25 protein-coding genes and 1 riboswitch are annotated in these 26,945 nt (G+C 46.5%); of the genes, 6 read left to right on the forward strand and 19 right to left on the reverse strand.

Annotated elements, in window-relative coordinates:
- Positions 1 to 605 precede the first annotated feature (605 nt).
- Positions 606 to 1,712, forward strand: coding sequence for an aminofutalosine synthase MqnE (gene mqnE, locus MHB85_RS25790; RefSeq protein ID WP_091020813.1), 1,107 nt, complete (start codon positions 606 to 608; stop codon positions 1,710 to 1,712).
- On the opposite strand, the gene MHB85_RS25795 is transcribed toward mqnE, so the two are convergent.
- Positions 1,697 to 1,831 (reverse strand): hypothetical protein, encoded by a 135-nt coding sequence (locus MHB85_RS25795; RefSeq protein WP_341073914.1) that lies wholly within the window; start codon positions 1,829 to 1,831, stop codon positions 1,697 to 1,699. The two genes, mqnE and MHB85_RS25795, sit on opposite strands and share 16 nt — an antisense overlap.
- Before the next feature lie 115 nt (positions 1,832 to 1,946).
- Between MHB85_RS25795 and MHB85_RS25800 the strand changes: the two genes are divergently transcribed.
- A complete protein-coding gene (locus tag MHB85_RS25800) occupies positions 1,947 to 3,008 on the forward strand; it encodes an NAD(P)/FAD-dependent oxidoreductase (protein WP_091020812.1) in 1,062 nt (353 codons plus the stop codon).
- On the opposite strand, the gene MHB85_RS25805 is transcribed toward MHB85_RS25800, so the two are convergent.
- Positions 3,005 to 3,259 (reverse strand): YuzB family protein, encoded by a 255-nt coding sequence (locus tag MHB85_RS25805; protein WP_105601302.1) that lies wholly within the window; start codon positions 3,257 to 3,259, stop codon positions 3,005 to 3,007. The genes MHB85_RS25800 and MHB85_RS25805 overlap by 4 nt on opposite strands.
- An 80-nt stretch (positions 3,260 to 3,339) precedes the next feature.
- Here MHB85_RS25805 and MHB85_RS25810 point away from each other — a divergent pair, with 80 nt between their 5' ends.
- Complete coding sequence (locus tag MHB85_RS25810; RefSeq protein ID WP_053783253.1) at positions 3,340 to 3,585, forward strand: NifU family protein; 246 nt, start codon at positions 3,340 to 3,342, stop codon at positions 3,583 to 3,585.
- Between the two features lie 138 nt (positions 3,586 to 3,723).
- On the opposite strand, the gene MHB85_RS25815 is transcribed toward MHB85_RS25810, so the two are convergent.
- Positions 3,724 to 4,503, reverse strand: coding sequence for an SDR family oxidoreductase (locus MHB85_RS25815; RefSeq protein WP_091020811.1), 780 nt, complete (start codon positions 4,501 to 4,503; stop codon positions 3,724 to 3,726).
- Between the two features lie 215 nt (positions 4,504 to 4,718).
- On the opposite strand from MHB85_RS25815, the gene MHB85_RS25820 reads away from it, so the two are divergent.
- Complete coding sequence (locus MHB85_RS25820) at positions 4,719 to 5,675, forward strand: DUF2167 domain-containing protein (RefSeq protein ID WP_341073916.1); 957 nt, start codon at positions 4,719 to 4,721, stop codon at positions 5,673 to 5,675.
- 123 nt (positions 5,676 to 5,798) lie between these two features.
- Here MHB85_RS25820 and MHB85_RS25825 read toward each other — a convergent pair whose 3' ends face one another.
- From MHB85_RS25825 to MHB85_RS25850, 6 genes are all read right to left on the reverse strand, one after another.
- A complete protein-coding gene (locus tag MHB85_RS25825; RefSeq protein WP_105601305.1) occupies positions 5,799 to 6,638 on the reverse strand; it encodes a MetQ/NlpA family ABC transporter substrate-binding protein in 840 nt (279 codons plus the stop codon).
- 75 nt (positions 6,639 to 6,713) lie between these two features.
- Positions 6,714 to 7,373, reverse strand: coding sequence for a methionine ABC transporter permease (locus MHB85_RS25830; RefSeq protein ID WP_036605747.1), 660 nt, complete (start codon positions 7,371 to 7,373; stop codon positions 6,714 to 6,716).
- A complete protein-coding gene (locus MHB85_RS25835; protein WP_341073918.1) occupies positions 7,374 to 8,408 on the reverse strand; it encodes a methionine ABC transporter ATP-binding protein in 1,035 nt (344 codons plus the stop codon).
- Positions 8,409 to 8,534: 126 nt separating this feature from the next.
- Positions 8,535 to 8,676: riboswitch (SAM riboswitch) on the reverse strand.
- Positions 8,677 to 8,805: 129 nt separating this feature from the next.
- Positions 8,806 to 9,522, reverse strand: coding sequence for a Cthe_2314 family HEPN domain-containing protein (locus MHB85_RS25840; protein ID WP_341073920.1), 717 nt, complete (start codon positions 9,520 to 9,522; stop codon positions 8,806 to 8,808).
- Positions 9,523 to 9,731: 209 nt separating this feature from the next.
- Positions 9,732 to 10,619: a COX15/CtaA family protein gene (locus tag MHB85_RS25845; protein ID WP_243391500.1), complete on the reverse strand. Its 888-nt coding sequence runs from the start codon at positions 10,617 to 10,619 to the stop codon at positions 9,732 to 9,734.
- 363 nt (positions 10,620 to 10,982) lie between these two features.
- On the reverse strand, positions 10,983 to 11,327 hold the full coding sequence (locus tag MHB85_RS25850; protein WP_192135879.1) for a thioredoxin family protein: 345 nt from the start codon (positions 11,325 to 11,327) through the stop codon (positions 10,983 to 10,985).
- A 141-nt stretch (positions 11,328 to 11,468) separates the two neighbouring features.
- Here MHB85_RS25850 and MHB85_RS25855 point away from each other — a divergent pair, with 141 nt between their 5' ends.
- Entirely contained in the window at positions 11,469 to 12,755 is a 1,287-nt protein-coding gene (locus MHB85_RS25855; RefSeq protein ID WP_192135877.1) for a DUF2515 family protein, read from the forward strand.
- A 201-nt stretch (positions 12,756 to 12,956) separates the two neighbouring features.
- Here the strand turns inward: MHB85_RS25855 and MHB85_RS25860 are convergent, their stop codons facing one another.
- The 4 genes from MHB85_RS25860 to MHB85_RS25875 form a co-directional block, all read right to left on the reverse strand.
- Positions 12,957 to 14,585, reverse strand: coding sequence for a putative polysaccharide biosynthesis protein (locus MHB85_RS25860; protein WP_341073921.1), 1,629 nt, complete (start codon positions 14,583 to 14,585; stop codon positions 12,957 to 12,959).
- 61 nt (positions 14,586 to 14,646) lie between these two features.
- Complete coding sequence (locus tag MHB85_RS25865) at positions 14,647 to 15,087, reverse strand: DUF456 domain-containing protein (RefSeq protein ID WP_047841365.1); 441 nt, start codon at positions 15,085 to 15,087, stop codon at positions 14,647 to 14,649.
- Between the two features lie 54 nt (positions 15,088 to 15,141).
- Positions 15,142 to 15,891, reverse strand: a complete 750-nt coding sequence (locus MHB85_RS25870; protein ID WP_091020802.1) for a Cof-type HAD-IIB family hydrolase — start codon at positions 15,889 to 15,891, stop codon at positions 15,142 to 15,144.
- A 523-nt stretch (positions 15,892 to 16,414) separates the two neighbouring features.
- Positions 16,415 to 17,098, reverse strand: coding sequence for a TetR/AcrR family transcriptional regulator (locus MHB85_RS25875; RefSeq protein ID WP_181155553.1), 684 nt, complete (start codon positions 17,096 to 17,098; stop codon positions 16,415 to 16,417).
- A gap of 284 nt (positions 17,099 to 17,382) precedes the next feature.
- Between MHB85_RS25875 and MHB85_RS25880 the strand changes: the two genes are divergently transcribed.
- On the forward strand, positions 17,383 to 18,516 hold the full coding sequence (locus MHB85_RS25880; RefSeq protein ID WP_192135873.1) for an SMP-30/gluconolactonase/LRE family protein: 1,134 nt from the start codon (positions 17,383 to 17,385) through the stop codon (positions 18,514 to 18,516).
- A gap of 148 nt (positions 18,517 to 18,664) precedes the next feature.
- On the opposite strand, the gene MHB85_RS25885 is transcribed toward MHB85_RS25880, so the two are convergent.
- From MHB85_RS25885 to MHB85_RS25910, 6 genes are all read right to left on the reverse strand, one after another.
- Entirely contained in the window at positions 18,665 to 19,537 is an 873-nt protein-coding gene (locus MHB85_RS25885) for a metal ABC transporter permease (RefSeq protein ID WP_047841304.1), read from the reverse strand.
- Positions 19,537 to 20,496: a metal ABC transporter permease gene (locus MHB85_RS25890; protein ID WP_091020798.1), complete on the reverse strand. Its 960-nt coding sequence runs from the start codon at positions 20,494 to 20,496 to the stop codon at positions 19,537 to 19,539. Before MHB85_RS25890 ends, MHB85_RS25885 begins: the two co-directional genes overlap by 1 nt.
- A gap of 3 nt (positions 20,497 to 20,499) precedes the next feature.
- Complete coding sequence (locus MHB85_RS25895) at positions 20,500 to 21,321, reverse strand: metal ABC transporter ATP-binding protein (RefSeq protein WP_244661134.1); 822 nt, start codon at positions 21,319 to 21,321, stop codon at positions 20,500 to 20,502.
- 31 nt (positions 21,322 to 21,352) lie between these two features.
- Positions 21,353 to 22,297: a metal ABC transporter solute-binding protein, Zn/Mn family gene (locus MHB85_RS25900; RefSeq protein ID WP_192135871.1), complete on the reverse strand. Its 945-nt coding sequence runs from the start codon at positions 22,295 to 22,297 to the stop codon at positions 21,353 to 21,355.
- Positions 22,298 to 22,533: 236 nt separating this feature from the next.
- Positions 22,534 to 24,483 (reverse strand): peptidoglycan D,D-transpeptidase FtsI family protein, encoded by a 1,950-nt coding sequence (locus MHB85_RS25905; RefSeq protein WP_192135869.1) that lies wholly within the window; start codon positions 24,481 to 24,483, stop codon positions 22,534 to 22,536.
- A 394-nt stretch (positions 24,484 to 24,877) separates the two neighbouring features.
- A complete protein-coding gene (locus tag MHB85_RS25910) occupies positions 24,878 to 26,917 on the reverse strand; it encodes a peptidoglycan D,D-transpeptidase FtsI family protein (RefSeq protein WP_341074278.1) in 2,040 nt (679 codons plus the stop codon).
- Positions 26,918 to 26,945: the final 28 nt, after the last annotated feature.

Genomic DNA, 26,945 nt, shown 5'->3' on the forward strand with positions numbered 1-26,945 from the left:
TGGGATGAAGATAGAAATGGAGTAGCGGAGCGTAGGCAAAACTACGTGAGCAACCAAAATGTTTCCTTCGGAAACATACTTCGTAAGCCTCCCGCCTATTTCGGCTGAATCCCATATTCGATGCTGAGATGCCGCTAGGCATCCTTCGTAATCAAATGCGTACTTTTTGAACAACCTTTCATTAACTCTTCTTTAAATTATACTCCACCCCGTCAAGGGTCTCAAGTCATGTTTGCCTCTTTCCGCGTTCCCCCTGTACTCCTTTTTCTTCCCAGTGTATTGAACCCCCGGGACACGAGGTTTATAATGAATAGGTGGTCGCACTGAAATGTCGTTATTTTGTCATGACTTATTCAGACGATGGTCATAATTGGAGTTGTAATTTTTTTCACATTTCGAGACTGCAACGCAGTCCCCAATGCATATATGAGTCAACAGACTCCATTTTTTGAAAAAATTTAGCTTTCATATGCAGCACGCGCTGCACCGGGTAAATAAGAGTTAGTCCAACTAAGAAGGCGGCAGTTGACCGCATCTTTTCTATGTAGTTCTGTATGCAGATCCTACACACAACTCAAATCCGGTTAAGAACAGGAGGAAATAATATGTCTACATTGGTAACACCGTTCACAGACAAAAGAATGGCTGAAATCGTCGAGAAAGTGCAGAACGGCGTAAGGCTGAGCGTGGAAGACGGCGTATATCTGTATGAAACAGATGATCTGCTGACTTTGGGCCAGCTGGCCAATGAGGCCAACCTGCGGAAGAATGGTAAGAAAGTATATTTCATCGAGAACATGAGTCTTTACTTTACGAACGTATGCGAAGCCCACTGCGCTTTTTGCAATTTCCGCAAAGACCAGGGTGAAGAAGGCTCCTATACATTATCCGGTCAGGAAATGATCGATTATGTGGAACAGCATATTCATCCGGGCGTACGTGAGTTCCATATCGTAGGCGGACATAACAACCATGTTCCTTTTCAATATTATGTCGATTCCCTGCGTGCTTTAAACGAGAAATATCCGGATGTTACACTGAAAGCTTACACGGCAGCCGAGATTGATTTCTTCACCCGGATTAGCGGACTCAGCATCAGAGAAGTTCTGCAAGAGCTGCAAAAAGCAGGTCTGAAAACATTGACTGGTGGCGGCGCTGAGATTCTGTCGGATGAATATCGCAAAAAAATGCGTGTAGACAAAGCCAACGTGGACCGTTATCTTGAGGTGCACCGAACAGCTCATGAGCTGGGCATGCGTACACATACTACGATGTTGTATGGATCGATCGAATCCTATGAGGATCGCGTTAACCATATGGTGCAGATTCGTGAATTGCAAGACGAGACCAACGGATTTATGGTCTTTATCCCTCTTTCCATGCAGCCAAAAAGTAAAAACGCAAGCATTATGCGTCGTAACTCGGCTTATGAGGATCTCAAAACAATTGCGATCAGCCGTCTGATGCTGGATAACATCGATCATATCAAAGCATACTTCATTAACATCGGTCCACAGCTGACTCAAGTCGCTCTTGGTTTCGGTGCTTCGGATGCACACGGTACGATCGTTCGGGAACGGATTAGTCATGCGGCAGGTGCACTCACACCTGAAGGCCTTACACGTAAAGAGCTTATATGGCTCATTAAGGGTGCAGGACGTATTCCGGTAGAACGTGATACGTTCTACAATGAAATTCAAGTGTACGAATAGGATATAACTCCATCCACAACCAATATTGCACCAGCACCACTCCAGAACGCAGCTTTCATGATAGGGAGACGTTTGAATTCGAGTGGTGCAAACTGCTGAATAATATCTACAATTTTCAATGTCTACTTTTCAATTATTCAAATCATAACAAAAGGAGCAGCTATGTTATTGCATAGCTGCTCCACAGTTTACAGCCCCATTTCAGTGGGACTGATGCAGAAAGGAAGCCGAGTCATGAAAAATTTCGTCATTCTTGGAGGCGGCTATGGCGGCCTCACCATCATCAAGGAACTTCTGGAAGGTAAAATTCCATCCGATACACAGATTATTTTGGTGGACCGCAGCCCCTTTCAGGGATTAAAGACAGAATATTACGCACTCGCAGCAGGAACCGTATCTGATTATGACCTGCGTATCCAATTTCCAGTGAGCGATAAAGTCACTTACCGTTATGGAGAAGTTACCTCGATTGACCTGGAACAGCGTCAGATTGAATTTGAAGGCCAAGACCCGCTTGAATACGACAAGCTTGTCATCGGACTTGGTTGTACAGACCGTTTCCACAACACACCAGGCGCAGAAGACTACAGCTGTACCATTCAGAGCTTTAGCAAAACACGCGAGACTTACCTGCGACTTAATGAAGTCAAAGCCTATGGCAATGTGCATATCGTAGGCGGTGGATTAAGTGGTGTCGAGATGGCAGCCGAACTTCGTGAGAGCAGACCCGATCTAAACATCAGTATTCTGGATCGTGGTGAGCGTGTATTATCAGCCTTCCCGCAACGTCTGTCTGTGTATGTGCATGAATGGTTCAACGAACATCAGGTAGAGACACGCGGGCATATCGCCATTTCTCGCGTTGAACCCAATGCCATCTATAACAGGGATGAACAGATTCTAACGGATGCTGTCGTGTGGACTGCAGGCATTCAGCCCGTAAAAGTGGTACAGGATCTGGACGTGACCAAAGACCCTCAAGGACGTGTCGTCCTGAATGAATACTACCAAATCCCGGAATATACCGATGTCTATGTGGTTGGTGACTGTGCCAGTGTACCTTATGCACCTAGCGGTCAGGCTGCGGAAGTACAGGGTGAGCAGATCGCCCATATTCAGCATGCCCTCTGGAAAGGCGAAAAGCCCAATCCACATCCACTCAAGCTTCGTGGCACACTCGGTGCACTCGGCAAGAAGTCTGGGTTTGGGCTGATGGGCAAAACGTCCATGATGGGACGTGTACCTCGTATTTTGAAAAGTGGTGTGCTCTGGATGTCCAAGCGTCATCTCGGTTAGTCGAGATCGAGATCGTCCCATGCATCGGCTTCGGCAACTTTGGCCAGAATGGCGTTATATAGATCTTCCACTTTGTCCGTGATGACAACTTCGCCATTTACCAGTGCAAATGGAGTCATAGAACATTGGCCGCAGTTGGTGAGGCAGCCATATTCAATCACGTCATAGTCTGGATTTTCTTCCAGTTGATCCATGACTTCATCTGTGCCAAAATGCATATTATTGGCACAAAATTCAATAATCGGTCTCATTTAAGTTCACCTGCTTTGTTTGACCATTTTAATTTGTGGCCATTTGTAATATAATATAGGAAGGAAAGGAGTTGAACAATATGAGCGAAAACGCACAAAGCACCATGTATGATGAGGTATCTGATGTGCTTGATAAACTTCGTCCGTTCCTGCAGCGCGATGGCGGTGACGTGGAACTGGTCGACGTGGAGGACGGCATCATTAAGCTGAAACTGGTCGGTGCCTGCGGCAGTTGCCCAAGCTCCACCATTACCTTAAAAGCCGGGATTGAACGTGCCCTTCTCGAAGAAGTTGAGGGTGTACAAGAAGTCGTACAAGTATTCTAATCAATCCTTCACGAAATAAACCTCAAGAGCCTTTCGCTTCGCATGAAGCGGAGGGCTCTTTTTTTGTGTGCATATGCAAAGAGTCCATGTTCACAGTCACCTTGACCCGTTTCCACGTACAATCCTTCAATTCACCTTTTAAGTATCCTCGCGCTGTATGGTTGGACGAATCGGATCAAGTCCTCCAGATACATCCATAATGTTACCTGTTATAAAATCGGAATGATCAAGGCACAGATACGTAATCACTCGTGCAATATCTTCACCGCTGCCTGGTCGCCCTCTTGGCGTTTCCTCATCGGTGATGCCTGCCATTTCATCAATCGTTTTCTCTTTGTTCGCACCACGAATGTCACCTGGACATACCATGTTAACCGTAATTCCATACGGAGCTTCTTCAACCGCTAGCGTCTTTGTAAAAGATACCAGACCCACCTTGGCAGCCGCATATACGGCGCGATGAGGCCAGGATCTCGCTTCTCCAGCGTGACTGAAGCCAAAATGGATAATACGTCCCCATTGCTTGCGTCTCATCTCTGGCAATACACGCTGATCCAGTAACATCGGTCCCAACAGATTACCCTGCACAAGCATCTGGACCTCAGCCTCAGAATAATCCGCAAATAATCGTCGTTCACGGACAAATGGACCCGCGTTATTCACCAAAATATCAATACTGCCCAGGTTGCCTTCCACCTGCTCAACCAATGAAGAGATATCTTCCACCTTGGATATATCAGCCTGGATGGCAATGCACCGCACACCCTTGGCTATAATCTGAGCCTTTAAAGCCTCAGCTTCTATTCTGCTGTGTACATAGTTGAGGGCAATATGACACCCTTGATCTGCCAGACTGAGGGCCGTCATTTTACCAAGACCTTTGGCACTTCCCGTTATGAGGGCAACTTTTCCCTTCACGTTCATCCCCCTCTTCAAAGAGCAGTCACTATCCAGTATAAAAGATTTATCGTCCTCCTACAACTCGCTTATCCACAAGGGATTATCCACCTTTAATTCCAGATATATCTTGATTGAAATCGAGCACCTATGGTACTCTCGAGGATATAACCCGAAAGGACCTTTACATGAATATGATTAACAAAAGATGGATATCATTTCTTACATTTTTAATGTTGAGTTTATTCACAGTCTTTAGTGCCTTACAGGTATCAGCGGCAAGTGAGAGTGAGCAAGCGCCTGATGAGTACGATTGGATTATTGGACCAGCATCTGTCTCTATGGACGGTAAGGCCACCCTGGAAGTCCCTGAAAGCCATTCCTATCTGGATAAGGCCAATACCCAACGCTCGATACTTAACAGTGATGGGAAGCCTAACGGGAATGAAATCGGAAGCCTAACCAGCAATAGTGAATTCGGCTCGTGGTATGTTGTGTTTGAATACGTGAAAACAGGTCATATTCATGATGACGATCAAAATTTGAGTGCCGAAGAACTGTTAAGCAGTTATATCCGAGGCACAGAAGAAGATAACAGAGAACTTGATCCTGAATATAGAACGTACATAACGGGGTGGGAAATCGAACCGGCATATGACAGTACCAAACATCAGTTGGTTTACTCCCTTGGTTTTAAGAATGCTGATCAGCAAGCCATGGTCAATTACAATGTAAAACTCCTGACACGCGAAGGGTACATCACAGCCATTCTGGTTACAGATACGGCCAACTTTCAACAGAGCCGCCAGACATTCGAGGAAACTGTCCTTAATCAACTTCACATCAATGCAGGATATACCTACGAGGAGTACAATGCTTCGACTGACAAAACATCCACCATAGGGCTCAACAGTCTTCTGATGGGCGGGATCGGGTACACGGTTTCCCAGAAATTCAGTGCTCTTCTTTTGCTCAAAAAAGGATGGGCTTTGATCCTCGTTGTCGTCCTTGGGTTAATCGGTTGGATCAGATACAAGATCAAAAGCTCACACGGAGAAGAAGAAACACTCTCTCCCTCCGAGAGAACGTACCTGCAGGAAGCAGATGAGCAGCAGTATGCTGATCAGAATGAATTATCCTACTACCGCCAATCTGGACATCCACCCAACGCGGAGAAACAAGATAAGCCCTAACCCTTCCCTTATTAATCCCCACGTCAGCACAGATTAGGAAACATAGAATAAGCCGTATATCTCTTCAGAAGAGATATACGGCTTATTCTTAATAGCTTCACAACATATCATACATATCGTGAATTATTCAGTTGCAGGTTCAACTGCACCTTTATAACGTTCTTTGATGAATGTTTTCACTTCTTCGGAGTGCAGAGCAGCAGCCAGTTTTTGGATTGCATCTGCATCCTTGTTGTCCTCACGGGAAACGAGGATGTTTGCGTATGGGTTACCTTGCAGATCTTCGATCAGCAAAGCATCATTCGCTGGATTCAGGTTTGCTTCAAGCGCATAGTTAGCGTTGATGAATACCAGATCCGCTTCATCCAATTGACGAGGCATCATGGCTGCATCCAGCTCGATAATATTCAGATTTTTCGGATTGGCTGTGATATCTTGAATCGTAGATGTAATATTTGTGTTGTCTTTCAGCGTAATAATGCCTTCCTTCGCAAGCAACAACAGTGCACGTCCACCATTGGATGGGTCATTTGGAATGGCTACTTTTGCGCCATCAGCCAATTCATCCAAAGACTTAATCTTCTTGGAGTATCCACCAAAAGGTTCAACATGAACAGGTGTTACAGTAACGAGGTTGAATCCACGTTCTTTATTCTCTGTGTCCAGATAAGGCTGGTGCTGGAAGAAGTTTGCATCCAATTTTTTATCAGCAAGTTGCTGGTTTGGTTGTACATAGTCATTGAACGTAACGACTTGTAAACGAATACCTTGTGCTTCCAGCTCAGGCTTGATGCTTTCCAGAATCTCTGCATGTGGTGTAGGTGAAGCTCCAACTTTCAATTCAACTGTACGTGGTGCACCTGCTGAATTGTCTGCGCCGCTATCGGCGTCCTTGTTGTTTCCGCAAGCTGCGAGAACCACAATTAACATAAGACTAAGTAGAGCAAAAGACCATTTTTTCATGTGTAAAACCCCTTCTCTAATCATTTTTTTCATGTGGCGTCCGCATGAATGCATATCCATCATGTTATCTATGTGTTATTTCCTGGTGAAAAATGTAACCAAGCGATCTCCAGCCATCTGGAGAATTTGCACAAGAATGATCATCGACACTACGGATATAATCATGATTTCATTTTGATAACGGAAATATCCATAGTTGATTGCCAGTGTTCCCAGACCTCCACCACCAACCATGCCCGCCATCGCCGTATAGGAGACAAGCGTAACGATGGTGATCGTTATACCCGCAAGCAGTCCAGGCAGTGCCTCAGGCAGTAAGACCCGTCTTACAATCTGTCCGGTCGATGCGCCCATCGCCTGCGCAGCCTCAATGACACCCCGATCAACTTCTCGCAACGTCGTCTCCACCAATCGAGCAAAGTAAGGAGCTGCTGAAATAACTAAAGGTGGTATAACACCTAACACTCCTGTAGCTGTACCGACGAGTATACGAGTGAATGGAATAAGAGCAACAATCAATATGATAAATGGAACTGAGCGCAAAATATTAACAATCAGAGATAGTATCGTGTACACTGCCCGTGACTTGATCGAAGCAGATCTAGCCGTCATAAACAGCAGAACTCCGAGCGGTAAACCCAAGATAACGGTAAACAAACCTGATACACCCAAAATTTGCAATGTCTCTATGGAAGCTTTACCAACCTCTTCCCAGCGAACTGTTGAAAAATCCATCTAACGAAGCACCTCCACATCAAGTCCCTCAGCGGTTAATTCTGATATCGTTCGATCAATCGCATTTGAATCACCCTCGAACCGAACGGTCAGCTGTCCATAAGGCACCTGTTTAATCGTAGAGATTGTACCCTGCAGGATGGCAAAATCCACGCCTGTCTTACGTACCGTTCTCGACAAAATCGCTTCATACGTTTTGTTACCCAGAAAGGATATCTTCACAAGTTTGGAAGCAGCACCTGCCTGCAATTCAATGCCTGCATTCGCCAGAGCGGTCTCTTCCAGAGCGAGTCCAGCTTCATGGTCACGCATCATGAAGTCCCGCGTAATCGCATGCTGCGGCTTCAGGAACACTTCGGTTACAGGTCCCTGTTCCACAATGCCACCTTGATGAATGACAGCTACCTTGTCACAGATGTTCTGAATGACATGCATCTCATGTGTGATCAGCACAATCGTAAGGTTGTACTTTTCATTAATGTCGAGCAATAACTTCAGGATTGAATTTGTCGTCTGCGGATCAAGTGCCGAAGTAGCCTCATCACAGAGAAGTACATTCGGATCACTTGCAAGTGCTCTCGCAATCCCTACACGTTGTTTCTGTCCACCCGATAATTGAGCCGGATATTTGCTGCTATGGTGCTCCAGACCAACCAGGGCGAGCATTTCCTTCACTTTGCGATCAATAGCATCCTTGGGTGTATTCACAAGCTTTAGTGGAAAAGCTACATTGTCATATACTGTTGCCGAGGATAACAGATTAAAATGTTGAAAAATCATCCCGATCTTGCGTCTCTGTTGCTGCAATTCGGTTTTGCTCAGTTCAGTCAGGTTGATTCCGTCGACCCATACCTCACCCTCCGTAGGCCGTTCCAGCAAATTAATGCAGCGAATCAATGTACTTTTGCCCGCTCCAGAATGGCCAATCACGCCGTAGATTTCGCCCTTTTGGATGCTCAAATTCAGCTCGGATAACGCTGTTGTAGATTTTGCCCCTTTGCCGTACATTTTCGTTAAACCTTTTAATTCAATCAATCGCACTTGCCCCTTTCCAACCACCTACATGTATCTTTACCCGATCTAAAGGAAAACTCCCCTTAAAGTACAAAAAAAGAGCCCTTTGCAGATACAAAGAGGGCTCTTCACGTGAAAGAATATACCTTCTCATCTGCCAAAATCGTGTCTTGCACCATTTTGTAGGAATTAGCACCTAACATCTATAACGAATGATACATGTATCATGTCGTTACAAATCGGTTGCCGGGCTTCATCGGGCCTGTCCCTCCGCCGCTCTCGATAAGAAATATGTTGTTGTAGGATTTTATAAGTTCATGTAGTTTATGCTTTATAATGTGAACGTAACTTCCGAAATATCAATTATATCCGTGTAACATTCGATTGAAATTCAGTATATTCCAAGTATTCCGATTTGTCAAAGGGAATTATTTCTTTTCCATATTCTGTTGATATAACGATAAGAGGCTGTTAACGTTTCACAGACCATATCCACGCCCTGACGCATTTCCTGCACATGCTGATTCAAATCCTCCAATTTCACTTTACCTTGCAAGGTCTGGTGTAACTGCCACAGGTCATCGTGCATTTCTGAGTTCATATAGTGAATTTCCATATTACGTCGTTTGCGCAGCTTACTCATCGGCTCCCGATAAGAGTCTTTGATCTGAATCAATTGCAACGCAAGATCATGATGCTCTCTCGCATAATCGAACTGCCTTAACACAGTAAAATAAGAAAAATGTGCTTTGGTATTTGAAGTATTTAACTGGAATATTTCATTTAATACCGTGCCCACCTTATCTAGGATGGCAAAGCAGCGGATAAAGCCATCTTTGTAGAAATACACATACCGTGCATACTCGGCTTTTTCAGTCGGCGTCATGTCGTCCGTTGAGCCTGCAACGACTTTTTTGCGAAAATGAGAAGCAGCGAAGCAGCTTTGCTCCAGTTCATCCAGTGAGGAGATAAGTCCCTGAGTCCACACATACAGTTTCCGATAGTCATGCGTGGGATCATGGTCCACATGCATTTGTCGTTGAAATAACTCGAGCGTATGCGCCATTGTGTCCATCGCTGCCTTCAATTTACCTTCGTTTATACGTGGCTTTTCCCCCAACAACGTTCGCAGCATATCTAACCTCCTCTTTTCCAAATCAAATCAACAAGAATTCATCACCGTAAACGTAACACATCATCCATTCCGTGTAATTGCTGCTTGCCATAGGTTGCCCTGATCCCCCTGACATCAAACAAAGTCCACCTGTCCAATGATGTACATCACTGGATGGTGGACTTTCATATTTAGCCCAAGTACCTTTGGAAAAAGAATGGATCTATATCTTAGAAACGATTAGCCGGGCGATGCAGCTTGTACACCAGGAAACTCATATACGTTAAAACTCCGAATAATATGGCGATATCCAGCATATGAGCGAGAGCTACAAACATGTATACTTCCGGACGGTTCATTGTCACCATCATGAAAATACCAATGACTACTTGCATCAGGATGAGAACAACGGATACCACGCCAAGGGTACGCATTTCCTTGTTGTCCGGATGATTACGGTAAGCGAAGTGACCCAGAATTGCGATAACAATCACGAGCGACGCTGCTGCTGCACGGTGAGCAAAAGCAACCGCTACCCCACCCGAAAGCTCAGGAATAATCTGCCCGTTACAGAGCGGAAATCCGGAACATCCGCCAGCAGAATCCGTGTGACTCACAAATGCACCCGTGTATACCACGAGATATGTGTAAATAGTGGAGAACCAGACCAGATTCCTGAATTTTTTGCTAACCCGAGGGTATTTATTCAGGCGTTCCAATCCGCCATCTTTAGCCTCCTGCCTTATGCCCAGCGCCATCATTAGAGAACTGGCAAAAGCAATCAGTGCAAAACCAAAATGCAGTGCCATGACTGCTGAAGATTGGGAGAAGACGACGGCAAAAGCACCCATGATTCCCTGGACGATAACAAATACCAGAGTTAAGAAAGAAAACAATTGCAGGTCACGGCGTGACTTGCCAAACCGCAGAAAAGCAACAAATGAGGCAATGGACAACAGTCCAGCCAGTGCACTTACAGCGCGGTGGGAATATTCAATGAGTGAAGCCACAGTATGTGCCGGAACGAGTTTTCCGTTACATAAAGGCCATTCTGTTCCGCAGCCAAGGCCTGATTCCGTTTTGGTTACGATGCCTCCACCAAAAGTGGCCAGAAACATGACAAGACAGGTTAATACGGTTAACCATTTAAACAAAGTTAAGTGTTTCAAATTTTTCTCACCCGCTGTTGGTTTAAGATGGCGAAGAATATTCTCCGCTTGTTTCGGTACTTTGACACTTATTTCACAACTAAATTCATTATACCGGATAAAATGTTCATTGACGTCGCGCTTTGTGACAAAATGTTAACGTCTGGTGAAATAATGACCCGCAGGTCATTGGGGTTATGTAATTGAGGGATATGCCAGTTGAATTGTGTCTTAAACTGAATCCTAAACACAAACGCCATTTCCCTATTTCAAGAGAAATGGCGTTTCATCTAGTATACCCTTTTACAAAATGAACCTGTCATACTTTTATTATCATTTATGGATCGTGTTGTACACTTCAACTGCTCGATCTAAGAACTGCTCAATCTCTTCTCTCGACTTGCGCAGCTTGTTCACATACCGTACGAGTTCGCGGCCATCTGTATACGCCACAAAGCTCGGAATGCCAAGAATATTCTGCTCTTCACTAACGGTTCCAACCTGATCCACGTCGACCTCAATCAAAGTCAGTTCACGTGTATATTTCTCTTCAACCTCAGGCATAAACGGATCGATGTATTTGCAGTCACCACACCAGTCTGCCTTGAATACGGCAATCGTCAAACGTGGGGATTGGATGGCTACATCAAAAGCCGGTTTGGAAGTAATCTGTTCCATTCGGTTCATCTCCCTTTCTGTACCTTGTCTTACCCTAAGTGAAGCAAATTGGCGAGTGGAAGTCAAATAATCAGCGCATACTTAGAATAACCACATGGTCTGTGAAAATAAACCCAGAACATCATGAAAGGATGTCACATCATGACTTCCACCAGAACCGATTCTTCCAGCGAACAACATCACGGGTCCCTCCTGCAGATGGTCCGTTCCATTCCGGGTGCTGCCCGGGAAATCTGGCGTGGCAAACAGGCTGCATGGCAAGCTTCTGCACAGCTTCGTCACCCTTTGCGTGACATCGAGTGGGATACAGATACGGCAGCTGCCTTACAGTCTGAGGTGGAGCGTTTGTTACCTGCCAGCAACAAATCTTTTGCACGCACGGACCAGGTTCAAAGCGCACTCGTCTGCGAAGAAGATTGCATCATTCTGGAAGAGATTAAGACACTGACTCAAGAGCACAATCGGAGTAATATCACCCGCACGGCAGCTTATCTGGAATGTTATGAGCAATACCCTGAACTCCATTGGGCACTGCTGGCCCATATGGTCTCTCGCAACGGCGGATATCACATGACAGATCTTCAGAGTGACTTAATGCATAATCTACAGAATCAGAGCGATCGCGAGTATATGTATCGGCTGCTGGAGCGGTGCAATGCACTCATTTTCCAGGATGCCTATCCCCAGCTACTGCTGTATATGAACAGTCGCCGGATCGGACGAAGCTGTTTCCATCTCTTATCGCACTTTCACATATCGGCGTTTATGACGCCGTTTTGGGAACGCTTTTGGCTGGAACGGTGCAGTTCACTGCTTAGTGTGGCATTAATTATTAATGAGCAGAACTATATCGAGAGCCGGGTGGTGCAGCATCCTTATTTTCAAAAAGAAGTACTTTCGAAACCCGCATTCCATCTGCATAATTTGGCGGGTCTGAATCATATCGTCTTTCCTCTCGGACGGGGAGCAGGACTCACAGGACGCGTCATTGAACATTTTGGAAAGTTGGATGAGCGGATCATGTTTGGTAAAGGCCTATATGCCTTGTTGTTTGGCGTGGAGCAAGTACACTCACAAGTGTTGGAGTTCGCACGTTTGGTTCCCCATCGTGGCTCGCGTGCTGAATATTGGCCTGGCCTGTTTACCAATCGTGAAGACGAGGCGGGTGAACATACATTATACGCTCAGGCGTTACTGGATGAGGAATGGCTTCCAGAAGGGCAACGACTATATAGTCCGGAACTGCTCGCCGTATGGGGAGACACGCCTTATGAACCGATCTCCAGACAGGACTGGCTTCAGACTCGGGATAGTCTCGGTTACCTGACGGCACCTCGCCGCCCATGGCTGTTTGAGATGAGTCACGAACACCGGTATGGCATGCTGAAAACAGCACTGGCTCATGATGCTAAAGCGATCACACACTAATGCTAAAGATCATATGGAGCAGTAAAAGACGGATGATGTGGATACCCGATATACACTGCTATCCTTGCTTGCTGGGCTAATGTGGAGTTCAGTTGCTCAGCTCGCCTTAACTATACAAAAAGCCCTGTCCGCTTCAATAGCAGACAGAGCTTGTATCCTATTTCACAAAATATTTATGCTTGAATAATGCACTTTGTATTTTTAACCTCTTTGCCCGGCTCCACGTTGAAGACGCATAAGTGGACGGAGAATTTTTTGCAGAATACGGGGGTAACTGCCCAGCTCGTCCTTGCGCAGTACACGCAGCACAACCATGAGAACCAGATACACCACCACCACAAGCACACCAACCACAAGGCAGGTAAACAAGAAGGATACACGCACTGGCAGGAACAGTCCAAAGATCGTATTCCCAATCCAGTTCGTTGCAAATCCTACACCTGCTGCAAGCAACACTGTAATGATAAACCCTTTCCAACGATCTCCCATGATGGAGAAATCAACGATTTTGCGAAGGACCCGCAGATTCAGGTACGTGATGACCAGGAAACAAAGGGCCGTTGCAATAATAATGCCGTAAATGCCAAAGATCGGCGCCAGAATCAGACTTGCGATCAGTTTGATCACAACACCTGCTGCGACACTGATCATTGTAATCCGTGGTTTCCCTACCCCGAGTAAAATGGAGTTGGTGGTCATCATCGTAATCTGGAAAATGGTACCGAATGTTAACAAGGCAATGATCGGCGTTCCATCCAGATTGGTAAACAGCAATCCGTTGACCGAATATGCTGCCGCACAAAGCGCAATGACAATCGGCATACCTGTCAGAATCGAAATGCGCAACGCAAGTGTAACCTGGCTCTTCAGATGCGCTTCATCCTTGCGGGCAAATGCTGCTGAAATGACAGGCACCAACGATTGACTTAAAGCGATAGCCAGAATCGGAGGAATACCCGCAATACTTTGGGCTTTCGCACCCAGAATCGCAAGTACACCAGTCGCTTCTTCGAGTCCAATCTGGCCACTAAGCAGTGGTACCACAAGGGATGAATCGATGAAGTTAATGGCTGGAACCGCAAGTGAGGACAGCACAATTGGAATAGACAGCTTGAAGATATCACTGTAGATACCTCGCATCGGTAACTGCTCTGCACGTTCGTAATTCAATTGGGCCGCACGGTCGCTACGACGCAGCTTCAAGGTGAAGTACAGCATGACACCGAAGGCACCCACACTTCCTAATACCCCGCCAAATGAAGCACCTGCAGCAATCGTCTGGTCATCATAATTCCATTGCAGCATGACATAAGCCACGATAATGGCTGTACCTACACGGGCGAACTGTTCAACAATCTGTGAAATACCACCCGCTGTCATGTTGCCGCGTCCCTGGAAATATCCACGCATCATCGCAATGGCCGGGAACAGCAGCAAGGCTGGAGCCAAAGCGCGAATGGCGCTAACCGATGCCGGTACTTTGGAGACATACGTGGCATAATAAGGTGCAGCGAACCACAATAAAGCAGACATGACTACCCCGGCGACAGCCGCAAAGATCAGGGCTGCACGGTAGATCTGTTGGGCTTCACCCGCGCGTCCGAGCGCATAGCGTTCCGATACCATTTTGCTAAGTGTACTCGGTATGCCCGCCGTTGCTACAGTTAACAGCATTAAATATACCGTATTGGAGATCGTAAACGATGCGTTACCGACATCTCCAAGGATATGCTCCAGCGGCACCCGTTGAACCAATCCGAGTACTCTCGCGATTAGCGCAGCTGCCGCCAGAATAAGCGTACCCCTAATGAATGTTTCTTTCTTAGACAAACGAATTCCCCTTCTTTCCTCCACACCGGACATGCATCCCGTTGAAGCTAATCCTGAACGTTTAGGCGAATCTTACCACCCAGATAATAAAGAGAACAATCATGACGATTTGCAAAATAATTTTCATCACGGTACTCGTAAATAACCCCACGACCGAACCAAATCCAACTTTTGACGCTTTGGAAGGTGAAGACCCTCCGATCAGTTCCCCGATAAAAGCACCGATAAATGGTCCCAATACCAGTCCGAATGCCGGAATGACAAATGGGCCAATGATAACACCAATGGTACTCAGCGTGGTCGATAACTTGGAGCCACCGAACTTTTTCACACCCCATGCGCTGACGACATAATCAGCCACGAACAACACAACCACAATCAGAATCTGAATGATCCAGAACCACACACCGAACGGATCAAAACTGAAGAACCAGCCGTAGACCAGAAACGCGAAGAAAATCGCTACAGCACCAGGCAGTATGGGATATACCGTTCCAGCCATCCCCACTGCAAACAGCAGCACAATTAAAATCCAGGCAATGGTTGCGAGCAAAGGTTACTCCCCCTTCAAAATATGTTCACGAATCACTTCGACGATGCCGTCTTCATTGTTACTCGCTACGATGAGATCAGCCGCTTCCTTCACCTGTTCCTGCGCATTGCCCATGGCTACACCAAGACCCACGGCCTCAATGACAGCCAGATCATTCAGACTATCTCCGACAGCAACAACTTCGGACATCTCGATGCCCAGCAGCTTGCAGACTTCGGCTACACCACTTGCTTTGGATACGCCAGCAGGGTTGATCTCAATATTAACGGGTGAGGAATTCGTCATTTGCAGACCACCCATTTGTTGCAGTTCCATCATAATCTGGTGACGAACTTCATCCACTTCGGTATTAAAGCCGAATTTCAGCCATTCCAGACCTTCAATATTGTCCGTCCAGCGATCACGGTTGAACAGCTCTTCCACGGAGTATGCCCAGTACCAGCTGTTATATTTCTCACCGATCTCCTGCATTCTGCGAATCAATACCGGGTCCATCAGATGACGCATATGCAGATCATGCGGAGCTTTCCAGACCTCACTACCGTTAACGGTAACCATTGGTGTCTCCAGTCCAAGTTGAACCGCATAAGGCATCGCGTGGAATACGGCTCTTCCCGTTGAAAGGCACACATGTACACCCCGACGAATGGCAATCTGAATCCATTTGGCGGTCTCCTGCGTAATTTCATGATTATCATTAAGCAATGTTCCATCCATATCCAATGCAAGCAATTTGTATTTCAGTTCACTCATACAGTAGTTCCTCCTAGGTTGTCTCTCTCTCCAAGTTAAACTCATGGATATCCATTCAGGCACTACGCGGGCAGAAAACCTTTCGAGTCGTAGTATCTTTGTTTTAGAATTACCTTTCATAAACAAATTTCCCTTCTCTAGGTCCTTTCTGCCCTCTCCGTTCCACAGTGGTTCTCCAGTTCAACTTAAAGGTTTTCTTTATCTAATTTTAAACATTCTTTCACAACAAGATCGCCCGGCATCCGTAAAAACGGACGCTCCGGACGTCACAGCTAACGACATTTTACCACAGATCATCTATATGCAACAAAGAACCCACTCACGAATGAACCTTCTTACTATATACAAGTGGTGTCTGTTCCAAGCTATGCACACCATCCCTCCCCTTTTATTCGGAGTTATCCATACTTTTTTTGTATCGTATACATTCTTAAACCAAAAAGGTCCACCCCATTCAGGATGAACCTCTTTTAACCGCTTCTAGTTTAACCTTATTACTCCGCACAGCCATGATGAAATCTAATCATGCTCTGTCTGGCTTGTTTGCTGCAAACAAGGATTGGGACATCAGATCCATTGTTTGTTTGTATATGGTATGGGCTGCTTTTACATCGCCGAGGAAGCCACCCATATACAGATGGATTACACCATGCAGTGATGCCCATATCGTACTTACAAGAGTCCCGGTATCTTCCTGGTCCGAAATCTGTCCTTGCTGCTGGGCGGTGCTGATTAGAATTAGCAAACGGCGTATGGCAGTCATCGTTCCCTGCATACTCTCTGCATCCGGCTTAAACTCGGCAAAAGCTCCTCCAAACATCAGCTTGTAGTAACTGGTATAATCCTGTGCGAACTGCCAGAAGGCTTCGCCCAAATCCAGCAAATGCTGCATGAGATCAGAGGACGGCGGCACTTCTTCAAAACGCTTCGCCAGCAATTTGCAACCCTCCAGATACAACTGCTGGGCAAGACCTTCTTTATTAACAAACAAACTGTAAATGATTTTGGTAGAGCAGCCCATCTTTTGCGATACTCTGCGTACAGTAACAGCCTCCGGCCCTTCTTCCTGCAAAATGGCTGCTGCCGCATCAACCACAAGCTTTCGGAGATTATCCGTATTTTGCCGACGAGCTTCCTGATATGTTTTTAATGCCCGCCCCGTGGATGGCGAAGGTTTGTCTTCGTCACTGATAAGGATCACCTTCATTTAGTTATCACGTTTCTGACCGGAAACGAAGTTTCCGACTTCTAACAGGCATTCTAACCATTCGTAGAAAGATTGTCAATGAAGCTATCACGTTGAAAAAAAAGGTTTGACACCAGCACAACTTTTTGGTTAGGATGATTCCTGTTAGAAACAGTGTTACCAAAAATGTTTTATGCCAATTTTTAATTGGTATTTTTTTCGGACAATCGGTAACATCGTTTCTTTGAGAAAACATCGTATTCAAAGTGTAGATTGCCCCGCAAACAATATTAGGAGGATTACTAATGTCAACAGAACAAAAACAACGCAAACGATCCACTGGTCAACAAATTCGTAGATGGAGCCTGACCCTGCTAGGGGTAATTGTGCTGGGAGTCATTGTATTCCTGCTAATACCCGCCCCGGTAGAACCCGCGGTTTGGTCTGCACCTGCTGCTCCTTCTTTTGAGAAGGAGGGTCCCTGGAAAGAAAACAACAAACTTAGCTCCGCTGAACTGGTTACAGACCTCGCGAAATTCCCGGAATTTATCACTTTTGATAAAAAAGGGCGACTGTATGCGGGTGACTCCGACGGCAAAATTTACAGAGTAACCTTTGACGCCGAGGACAAGGCACAGCCAGCAGAGGTATTCGCCGATACCCACGGAACACCTAATGGACTAAAATTTGATGCTGCCGGTAATTTGATTGTGGCAGATATTCAGAAAGGGCTGCTGTCCATTGACCCGATCGGAAATATCGAAGTATTAACCAATGAAGTAGATGGAGGGCCGATCTACCTTGCGAACGAACTGGACATTGCTCAAGACGGAACGATATATTTCTCCGATACCTCTAACTATGGCAAGGTCATGTTCAAAGAAATCGCCGAGAATAAACCGCATGGACGATTGTTGAAATATGATCCTCTGACCAAGCAAACAACTGTACTGCTTAAGGATTTGTATTTTGCCAATGGGGTCGTACTGTCTGCCGAAGAAGACTTCGTGCTAGTCGCAGAATCGTATCATTATCAGTTGACCCGGTACTGGTTAAAAGGCCCCAAACAAGGCACCTCTGATATTTTCGCGGAGAATCTGGCTGGATTTCCGGACAATATCACCCGTGACGCACAGGGACACTTCTGGGTAGGGGTATTCACAACCCGTCTGTCTTTTGCCGATTACATGCATAGTCATCCTTGGTTAGCAGCGACGATGTCCAAAGTTCCACAGTCCTTGTTAAATGGAGCCAGTGCCCCGGTGAAACACGGACTTGTTGCAGAATATGGACCAGAAGGAGAGCTTATTAGTAGTTGGCATGATCCGGAAGGAACATTGTATGGCATCACCACGGCCGTAAGCCAAGGGAAATATTTATATCTCGGAACCGCACCGGGAGGAAGCCAAGGGGTTCATCGGGTGCCTTTGAAACCGTAAGGATTGTTATATTCCTCTACCTCATTCCACCTTTAGGCATCTCAATAGCAGCTCACTCCAGCAGGAGGGGCTTCTATTGAATTTTTCTTCGTTTACAATCCAATCAAAAAAACCGCCTGCAAAGCAGGCGGCTAACAATCTCTATGAATTAACGTGCCGCGAATTTGCGACGAGCGTAACGGAATACGATGCCATGTTTCGGTGACAACAGCAGTGCAAGAACAAACAAAATTCCAGCAACAGCTACCATGCAGCCCGCGATGGAAGCATCCAGGGCGTATGCCATGATGTAACCTCCAACCGAGGATGCTGCTCCGATCAGGACGGCATACAGAATCATTTTGCCCAGACGATCTGTGAGCAGGTAAGCCGTTGCCGCAGGTACAATCAGCATACCCACCACGAGAATCGAACCAACACTTTCAAATGAAGCTACGGACGTCATCGAAACGAGTCCCATGAGCAGATAGTGGAACAGCACTACTGGAATGCCGCAGGCTGCAGCCAGCGCCGGATCGAAGGCACATAGCTTAAACTGTTTGTAGAACAGCCCAATGACGACAAGGATGACCAGCAAAGTAATACCCAGCATCCAGACCGCCCTCGGCCCGACATCCGTACCTCCAAGGGTTAGTGTATCCCACTGTACATAAGCGATCTCACCGAACAAAACACAGTCCAGATCCAGATCAATATGCTGGGCATTCAGACTAATCAGAATGACACCTACTGCGAAGAGTGCAGTAAACACAATTCCGATTGAGGCATCAGACGAGAGTCCTCCCGCCTGCAAACTCTGTATGAAGAACACCGTCAGTAGTCCAAACACCGTTGCACCAAGTAGCATCCACAAGGAATCCCTGGAACCACTCCACAGGAAAGCAATCGCAATGCCGGGGAGAACCGCATGGCTAATCGCATCACCGACCAGAGCCATTCGCCGCAGAATCAAAAAACAACCGAGGATGGCGCAGGCGGAAGATACCAATACGGCCGTCAAGATAATCCAAAACGTTGCCATTACATCTCCCCCCGTTCCTGCTGATTTCGCTGTATGGCGAGAGTCTGAAGTGTAGCCCGCTCTTCACGCATATACGCCGACTTTGCCTGAATACTGCGCAACCGTCGAGCTAATAATCCACGACGCGGAGCCAGCAAGGCTGATCCAGCAAACAATGCCGTAGCCGCAAGAACGGTTACAGGTCCTGTCGGCAGATTAGGTACAAGCGTACTGAAGATGGTCCCTGTTGCACCACTCAATGCACCAAATATGCCTGCCAATACCACCATCAGTGCAAGTGAGTCGGTCCAGCAACGTGCCGCTGCTGCTGGGGTTACCAGCAAGGCCGCAACAAGCACGACACCAACGGCTTGTATTCCGGCCACCACCGCGATTACCGTCAAGAGCAGGATGAGCTGCTCTAACATGGCAACTGGCAGACCCATACCACGTGCAAATCCCGGGTCAAAACTCACCAGTTTAAATTCCTTGAACCAGGCAAGACAGGCAATCAGTAATACAAGACATACGCCACCCATAACATACACATCCGTCATGACCATGGATGCCGCCTGCCCAAACAAATATTTATCGAGTCCGCTTTGGCTTCCGCTCGCCCCATGCTGGATGCGCGTCAGCATCACTACACCAACCCCGAAAAATACGGTCAGCACAATTCCCATCGCCGCATCCTGCTTGATTCGGGAGTAGCGTGTAATCCACGAGATTCCGAAGGTAGCGACAATGCCAGCCACCAGAGCACCGAACAGGAATAATCCGACCGACTTCGTTTCCGTCAACATAAATGCAATACAGATCCCAGGCAGAGCAGCATGAGCAAGGGTGTCCCCCATCAGGCTCTGTTTACGAAGAAAGGTGAAGGAGCCAATAATTCCACTACTGAATCCTAATAACAGACAGCCAAGCAATATCCAACGTGTATTGGGGTCAGATAAGATGGCAACGATCCAGTTCCACATGTACTACACCTGGCCTTTCTCCGTCCGGCTTCCGATCATCGCAATCCGGCCTCCGTACGTCTCTTGCAGTGTATCCGGTACAAATACTTCACTTGTTGGTCCACCTGCCACCAGTCGTCCATTGAGCAGCAGCACATGGTCGAAGTATTCCTCGACTGTCGCCAGATCATGGTGAACAACCAGTACCGTCTTGCCTTGTTTCTTCAACTGTTCCAAAAGCGAAATGATCGCTTTCTCTGTGGTGGCATCGACACCTGCAAATGGCTCATCCATGAAATACAGATCTGCGTCTTGCACGAGTGCCCGCGCCAGAAAGACACGTTGCTGCTGTCCACCGGACAGCTGACTGATCTGGCGGTACATGTAATCGCCCATGCCAACTTGCTCCAGGCAGTGTGCCGCCAGGTCCCGCTCCTTTTTCCCCGGACGACGGAACCAGCCCAGATGACCATACCGTCCCATCATCACCACATCAAGCGCATGCGTAGGGAAATCCCAGTCCACCGATTCCCGTTGTGGCACATAACCGATGCGGCGACGTTGTTCCCGGTACGATTGTCCGAAGATCCGTACCTCTCCATGCATCTTCGGTACCAGTCCCAGAACAGCTTTGATCAGTGTTGATTTCCCTGCGCCATTTGGGCCAAGAATACCGATGAGCTGTCCTTCCGGAATATCGAAGGATACGCTGCTAAGCACCGGCTTTTTGTGATACGCAACAGCCAGATCCCTCACACTAAGAGGAGCCGATGTTGGCAGCGTTCCCTGCAAGTGACTATTGTTCAGTTTCGTAGGAGTTTGTTCCAATAAAGTTGTATCTTCCATAATCCTGTAACTCCTCTCTTCATGTGATTCATTATTTCAGGGCTTCTACAATCGTCTCAACATTGTGGCGAATCATACCGATGTATGTGCCTTCTTCCGTTCCTTCAGCCCCCATGGCATCCGAGAACAGTTCTCCACCAATGTTGACCGTATGTCCTTTTTGAGCTGCTCCGGCAATGATGGCTTCCATCGCTTTTGCAGGCACACTCGATTCAACAAATACTGCTTTGATATGGTTATCTACGAGATAATCCCGCAGTTCGCTAACATCTTTTGCGCCGTATTCGGCTGCTGTACTGATGCCCTGAAGCCCCATCACTTTCATGCCATAAGCCTGACCGAAATATCCAAATGCATCATGCGCCGTAACCAATACCCGGCTTGCTTCCGGAATCTCCAGAATCTTCTCACGGACCTCGGCATCCAGTGCTTCGAGCTTCGCCAGATACGCCTCTGCCTGAGCCTTGTATTCTTCCGCATGGTCCGGGTCCGCCTCCACGAGCGTATCGCGTACGGCTTCTGCCGCATGCATCCAGTGGCTGACGTTAAACCAGACGTGTGGATCATATTCGGTGCCGCCTGTATCTTTGCCTGAGTGTAACTCCTCGACTGGAATAGTCTCTGTAACAGCAGTAACCAGCTTGCTTGAGGACATTTTCTCCAAAATGTCTGTCATTTTGCCTTCGAGATGCAGTCCATTATAGAAAATGACTTTTGCTTGTTCCAGTTTGCGAATATCACCTTGGGATGCCTTGTACAAATGGGGGTCAACTCCCGGGCCCATTAGCCCGGTAACATCAACATATGCCCCGCCTACCTCACGTGCTACGTCAGCGATCATTCCCGTTGTAGCGGTTACTTGTAGCTTGCCACCACTGCTCGTCTCTGCACCACTGGAACATGCCGTAAGTACAATAACCAGAACCAGAGCCGCTAGCGTAATGAACCCCCTCTGGATACTCCTCATTTTCACCATTAACAATTCAACCGTCCCCTTTCCCTCTCCTAAAATACTTGTCTACATCTAATTTTGTTGTACAAGGTATTAAGTTTTAATCAAGGCTAATAATGTTTCCCTTGTGCAAATTTTATCCGAAGCCAAAAAAAAAGGCAAGGGATTATTTCCCCTGCCTGTCCAAATGTATTTAATTCACTTCATTAACTTTCTCGTCACGATGGTAAAAGAGCTAACTTCCGAGACGTTCTTTTGCATTACTCTTTGTCTTTCCCTTCGTCTTTCTTACCTTTCGGCGTTCCATCGAGACCATACACTTCATCATATGCATCGAAAATTTTCCGTGCTATTGGTGAAGCACTGACTGACCCGAATCCACCTTCTGGTACAACAACAGCGACAGCAAGCTTCGGATTATCTCGTGGTGCAAAGGCAATAAACACACCATTCTCTTTTTTGTTCGGTCCGGTCCCCTGCTCTGATGTTCCTGTTTTCCGAGCATAATCGTAAGGGAAACCGTCAAATGAACTTACTTTGGTAACCATTCCTTTGTGCACTTCATTCCAGTGCGCATCGGCAAAATCAACTTCATTGAGCACTTTAGGTTTGATCTCTTTCACCACATTGCCGTCCGCATCACGGATTTCCTTCACCAGATGTGGTTCCATCCGCTTGCCCTTATTGGCAAGCATGGTCGTGTATTGGGCGAGTTGCATGGTGGTGTACTTGGCTTGTTGTCCAAATGAGGCAAACGCCAAACGTGTTAGAGCTGATTCGTCTTTATTTTTATATTCTAGCCTACCCAGAAATTCATTAGGCAGATCTACACCAGTGGACACACCCAAGCCAAATTCCTGCATGTGTTTGTGCCAGACATCGATGCCTTTCTCTGAGCCATAATTACGTAACAAACGTTTACCCACCATATCAATCATGAAGGCATTGGAGGATTTCTCAATCGCTCTTCTCGCCGTAATAGAACCATTATAAGCAGAATGCGAGTTCTTCACTTGTCGTCCGTCTTTCCCCAAAACCGCATATCCCTGATCGTGATAGGTCTCTCCTGGTGTAAATAATCCCTCTTTTAATCCAATAAGCACACTTAGCGGCTTGATTACTGATCCAAGAAGTACAACAGATTCCGCCCGACTAGGCTTGTCATCATTCGGTGGGAACGACTCGGTGGTTCCATTCCGGAACACATATTTGATTTTGTCATAATCCCAATCATTCGGATCATAATCCGGCATACTCGCCATAGCCACCACATTCCCCGTATCCACTTCCATGGCTACTGCGTATCCGGTAATTGCCTTAGGGAGTCTTCGCAATTCGTCCGTTATTGCTTCTTGTGTGGCCATCTGAATTTCCTTGTTAATGGTGGAAACCAGACTGTAGCCTTTCTCCGGTGGTGTTTGTAACATCGTTCCATCTGGCAGATTACGTGCGTCAATATCAATGGACTGATATCCGCTTCGTCCACGGAGTTCTTCCTGGTATTGCAGCTCAAGCCCATCGAACCCAACCTTCTCTTCTTCATGATAGACAAGCCCTGGATCACGCTGGGTACTTGCCCCTTCACGGATGGCCTTATATTTGGCAATGGAATCTGGTGCACGTTTGAACTCTCTGGTGTAACCCACAACCTGAACCGCTACGCCATCCGGGTCATATTTTCTTATGTTTTCTTCCAGCACCATAACGCCCGGGTAATCCGCTTTTTTCTCCATGAAAAAGGCAATTTCTTTGGTCGAGAGATCCGACTTCACCAGCCTCGGTACATAGCCAAACGTTTTCTGGTAATCCAGATCCAGTCGTTTGATGATCTCTTCCGCATCCGGTTGCTCTTTGTCCCCTGGATTAAACTGCTTAAACACAGCCGCCAGATCATGAGCCAGTTCCTCTGCTTCCTGTCTACGTTCATCGTTCCGATAATCCTCATATAACAGCACATACAGGGACTGTACAGGTTCCGAGTAAGCAAGCGCAATTTCTCCCGTAGCATCATAGATGGGACCACGAACAGGTGCGAGTGGAATGTCTTTGGTATTACGACTCGTTTCCATATACGTCAGTTCAGGACCCTCCACAAATTGCACAAAGGCTAATCTGAAAATAAGGATACTGAATATGACAAATGCCGCGAAAAAAAACAGATTCAGCCTTGCGGTGGAAGGCTTGTTGACGGGTGTATCTTCCTCAGTCATGGGTTTCTTCCTCAATCGGTTAAACATGTTTTAAGCCTCTCCCGTTCCTCTATAAAAATAAAATATTTAATCCGTATTGTGAACGTGTTCAATCCAAAATTTAATCCTTTCTCATACAAGTCTACCAAAGGTTAGCTGTCACGTCTTTCAATTTTTGGTTACATTTTCGTAAACAGAAACGTTGCACTACCCCATCTACCGATTTCAATGTAAACACTGACATATCAACGTTGTCCCGTTCTCCAGATCGTGTTTACCCTTCCCTTATATAAACGTGATACAGCTCATATGGTTACATATTAATGCAACTAATTAGTTCACTCTTACGATCATTCTCCACGTAAAACAAAAAAGAGGACCCACGAAGGGTCCCCTCTGTAACCAATGCCTCACATCACTGTGTGCCTGATTCCGAATCTGAATCTTTATTTTTGTCTTTCTTCGGTACACCGTCGAGACCAAATTCCTCGTCATAGGCATCGAAGATCGCACGTGCAACCGGAGCCGCACTGCTCGAACCAAAGCCCCCTTCGGGAATAACCACAGCGACAGCAAGCTTCGGATTATTACGTGGAGCATAGGCGATAAATACCCCGTTATCAACGGGTTTTCCACCTACTACCTGTGTCGATGTTCCTGTTTTTCTGGCAAAGTCATAAGGGAATCCACTAAATGCCGAAACTTCGGTGGCCATGCCTCGTTGCACTTCATTCCAGTAGGCGTCGTTAAACTCTACCGTGCTGAGTACCTTCGGTTTTACCTTCTCGACCACATTGCCTTCCGAATCACGGAACTCCCTAACCAGTTGTGGCTCCATACGTTTACCTTTATTCGCCAGCATCGTCGTGTACTGAGCAAGCTGCATCGTTGTATATTTCCCTTGCTGACCAAAGGAGGCATACACCAGCTTGGTCAAAGAACTCTCGATACTGTCCGGACCATATTCTTTGCGCCCAAGATATTCATTAGGCAGGTCAACACCTGTGGAGATACCTAACCCAAATTTCTCCATGTATTCGTCCCAAACGTCGACACCCTTTGCACCATACTTGGAATAAAGCTTTTTACCAATTTCGTCAATCATGAACACGTTCGAGGAATGACGAATCGCATCACGAGGATACATTGCACCATACACATGCCCTGATGAGTTCTGCACTCTGCGATTGTCTCCACCAAAGGTCGTTGAACCTCTATCCGAATATACGGTGTTTGTAGTGAAGAAACCTTCTTTCAAACCGATCAATACACTGAGCGGTTTAATTGTGGAACCAAGCAATACAACAGATTCCGCCCGTTTACCTGAATCGTCTGGCGGGAATCCACGAATAGTACCATTTTGATAGATATATTTTATTTTATCGTAATCTTCCGTGCTTATACCGCCAGTTCTCCATACGTTAGTATCATAATCCGGCATACTGGCCGCAGAAACAATTTTCCCAGTATCCACTTCCATAGCAACCGCAAAGCCTGTTTTGGCGTTCGAGTGTAATTTACCCGACACTGGGTTCCGATGAAGCCAACTCAACTGATCCAGAATGGCCTGTTCTGTTTTCATCTGAACGTTCTTGTTAATGCTGGAAATCAGGTCGTAACCTTTCTGCGGCGGGGTAGAACCTGCTACACCTTCAGGCAAATTACGCAAATCAACATCAACGGATGTATATCCGCTTTTGCCGCGGAGAGCATCCTGATATTGCAGTTCCAGTCCATCAAAGCCTACAAATTCATTCTCCGTATACACCAGGCCCGGATCCGTTTGCGTTTTATTGGCCTCGTCCACCTCTTTGTATTTATCCAAGGACTTCGAACTTCTGAACTTCTTCAGATAACCGATGGTCTGAACCGCTACCGTATCCGGATCGTAGAATCGTACACTCTCCTCGACGATCTGAATACCTTTGAACTCATCCTTATGTTGCAGGAAATAAGCGACTTCTCCCTCGGACAGATCACTCTTGATCAGACGAGGCATAAAACCGTTCGCTTTGCGGGAGTTCAAGTCCATCTCTTCAATAATTTGTTCCACCGTAAGTGACTCTGAATCCTTCAGCTTGTACTGTTCAAACACATCATGCAACCGGGTTGCAATATCCTGCACTTCCCCTATGTTAGGACTCGGTTTCCCCTCAACATCTCCATAGTTTTTATAAAGCGTCAGGTATAGCGACTGAATGGGCTTGGAATAAGCCAGCTTCACTTCACCTGTGGAATCATAGATCGTGCCTCTCACAGGAGGAAGTGGTACATCCTTGGTAATGTTACTGGCTTCTTCCTGACTAAGCTCCGGCCCTTCCACGAATTGCAAAAAGGCCAAGCGTACAATAATAACGCTAAAAATAACAAAGGAAGCGAAGAAAAATACGTTCATTCGGTAACTGAAGCGCCGTTTGTCCGTAAGTTCATCCTTCTCATTGGAATGTTTTTTCATCCATCCTACCTCTTTCATGACTTGATGC

Source organism: Paenibacillus sp. FSL K6-4396, assembly GCF_038002525.1.
Classification (GTDB): Bacteria; Bacillota; Bacilli; order Paenibacillales; family Paenibacillaceae; genus Paenibacillus; species Paenibacillus amylolyticus_B.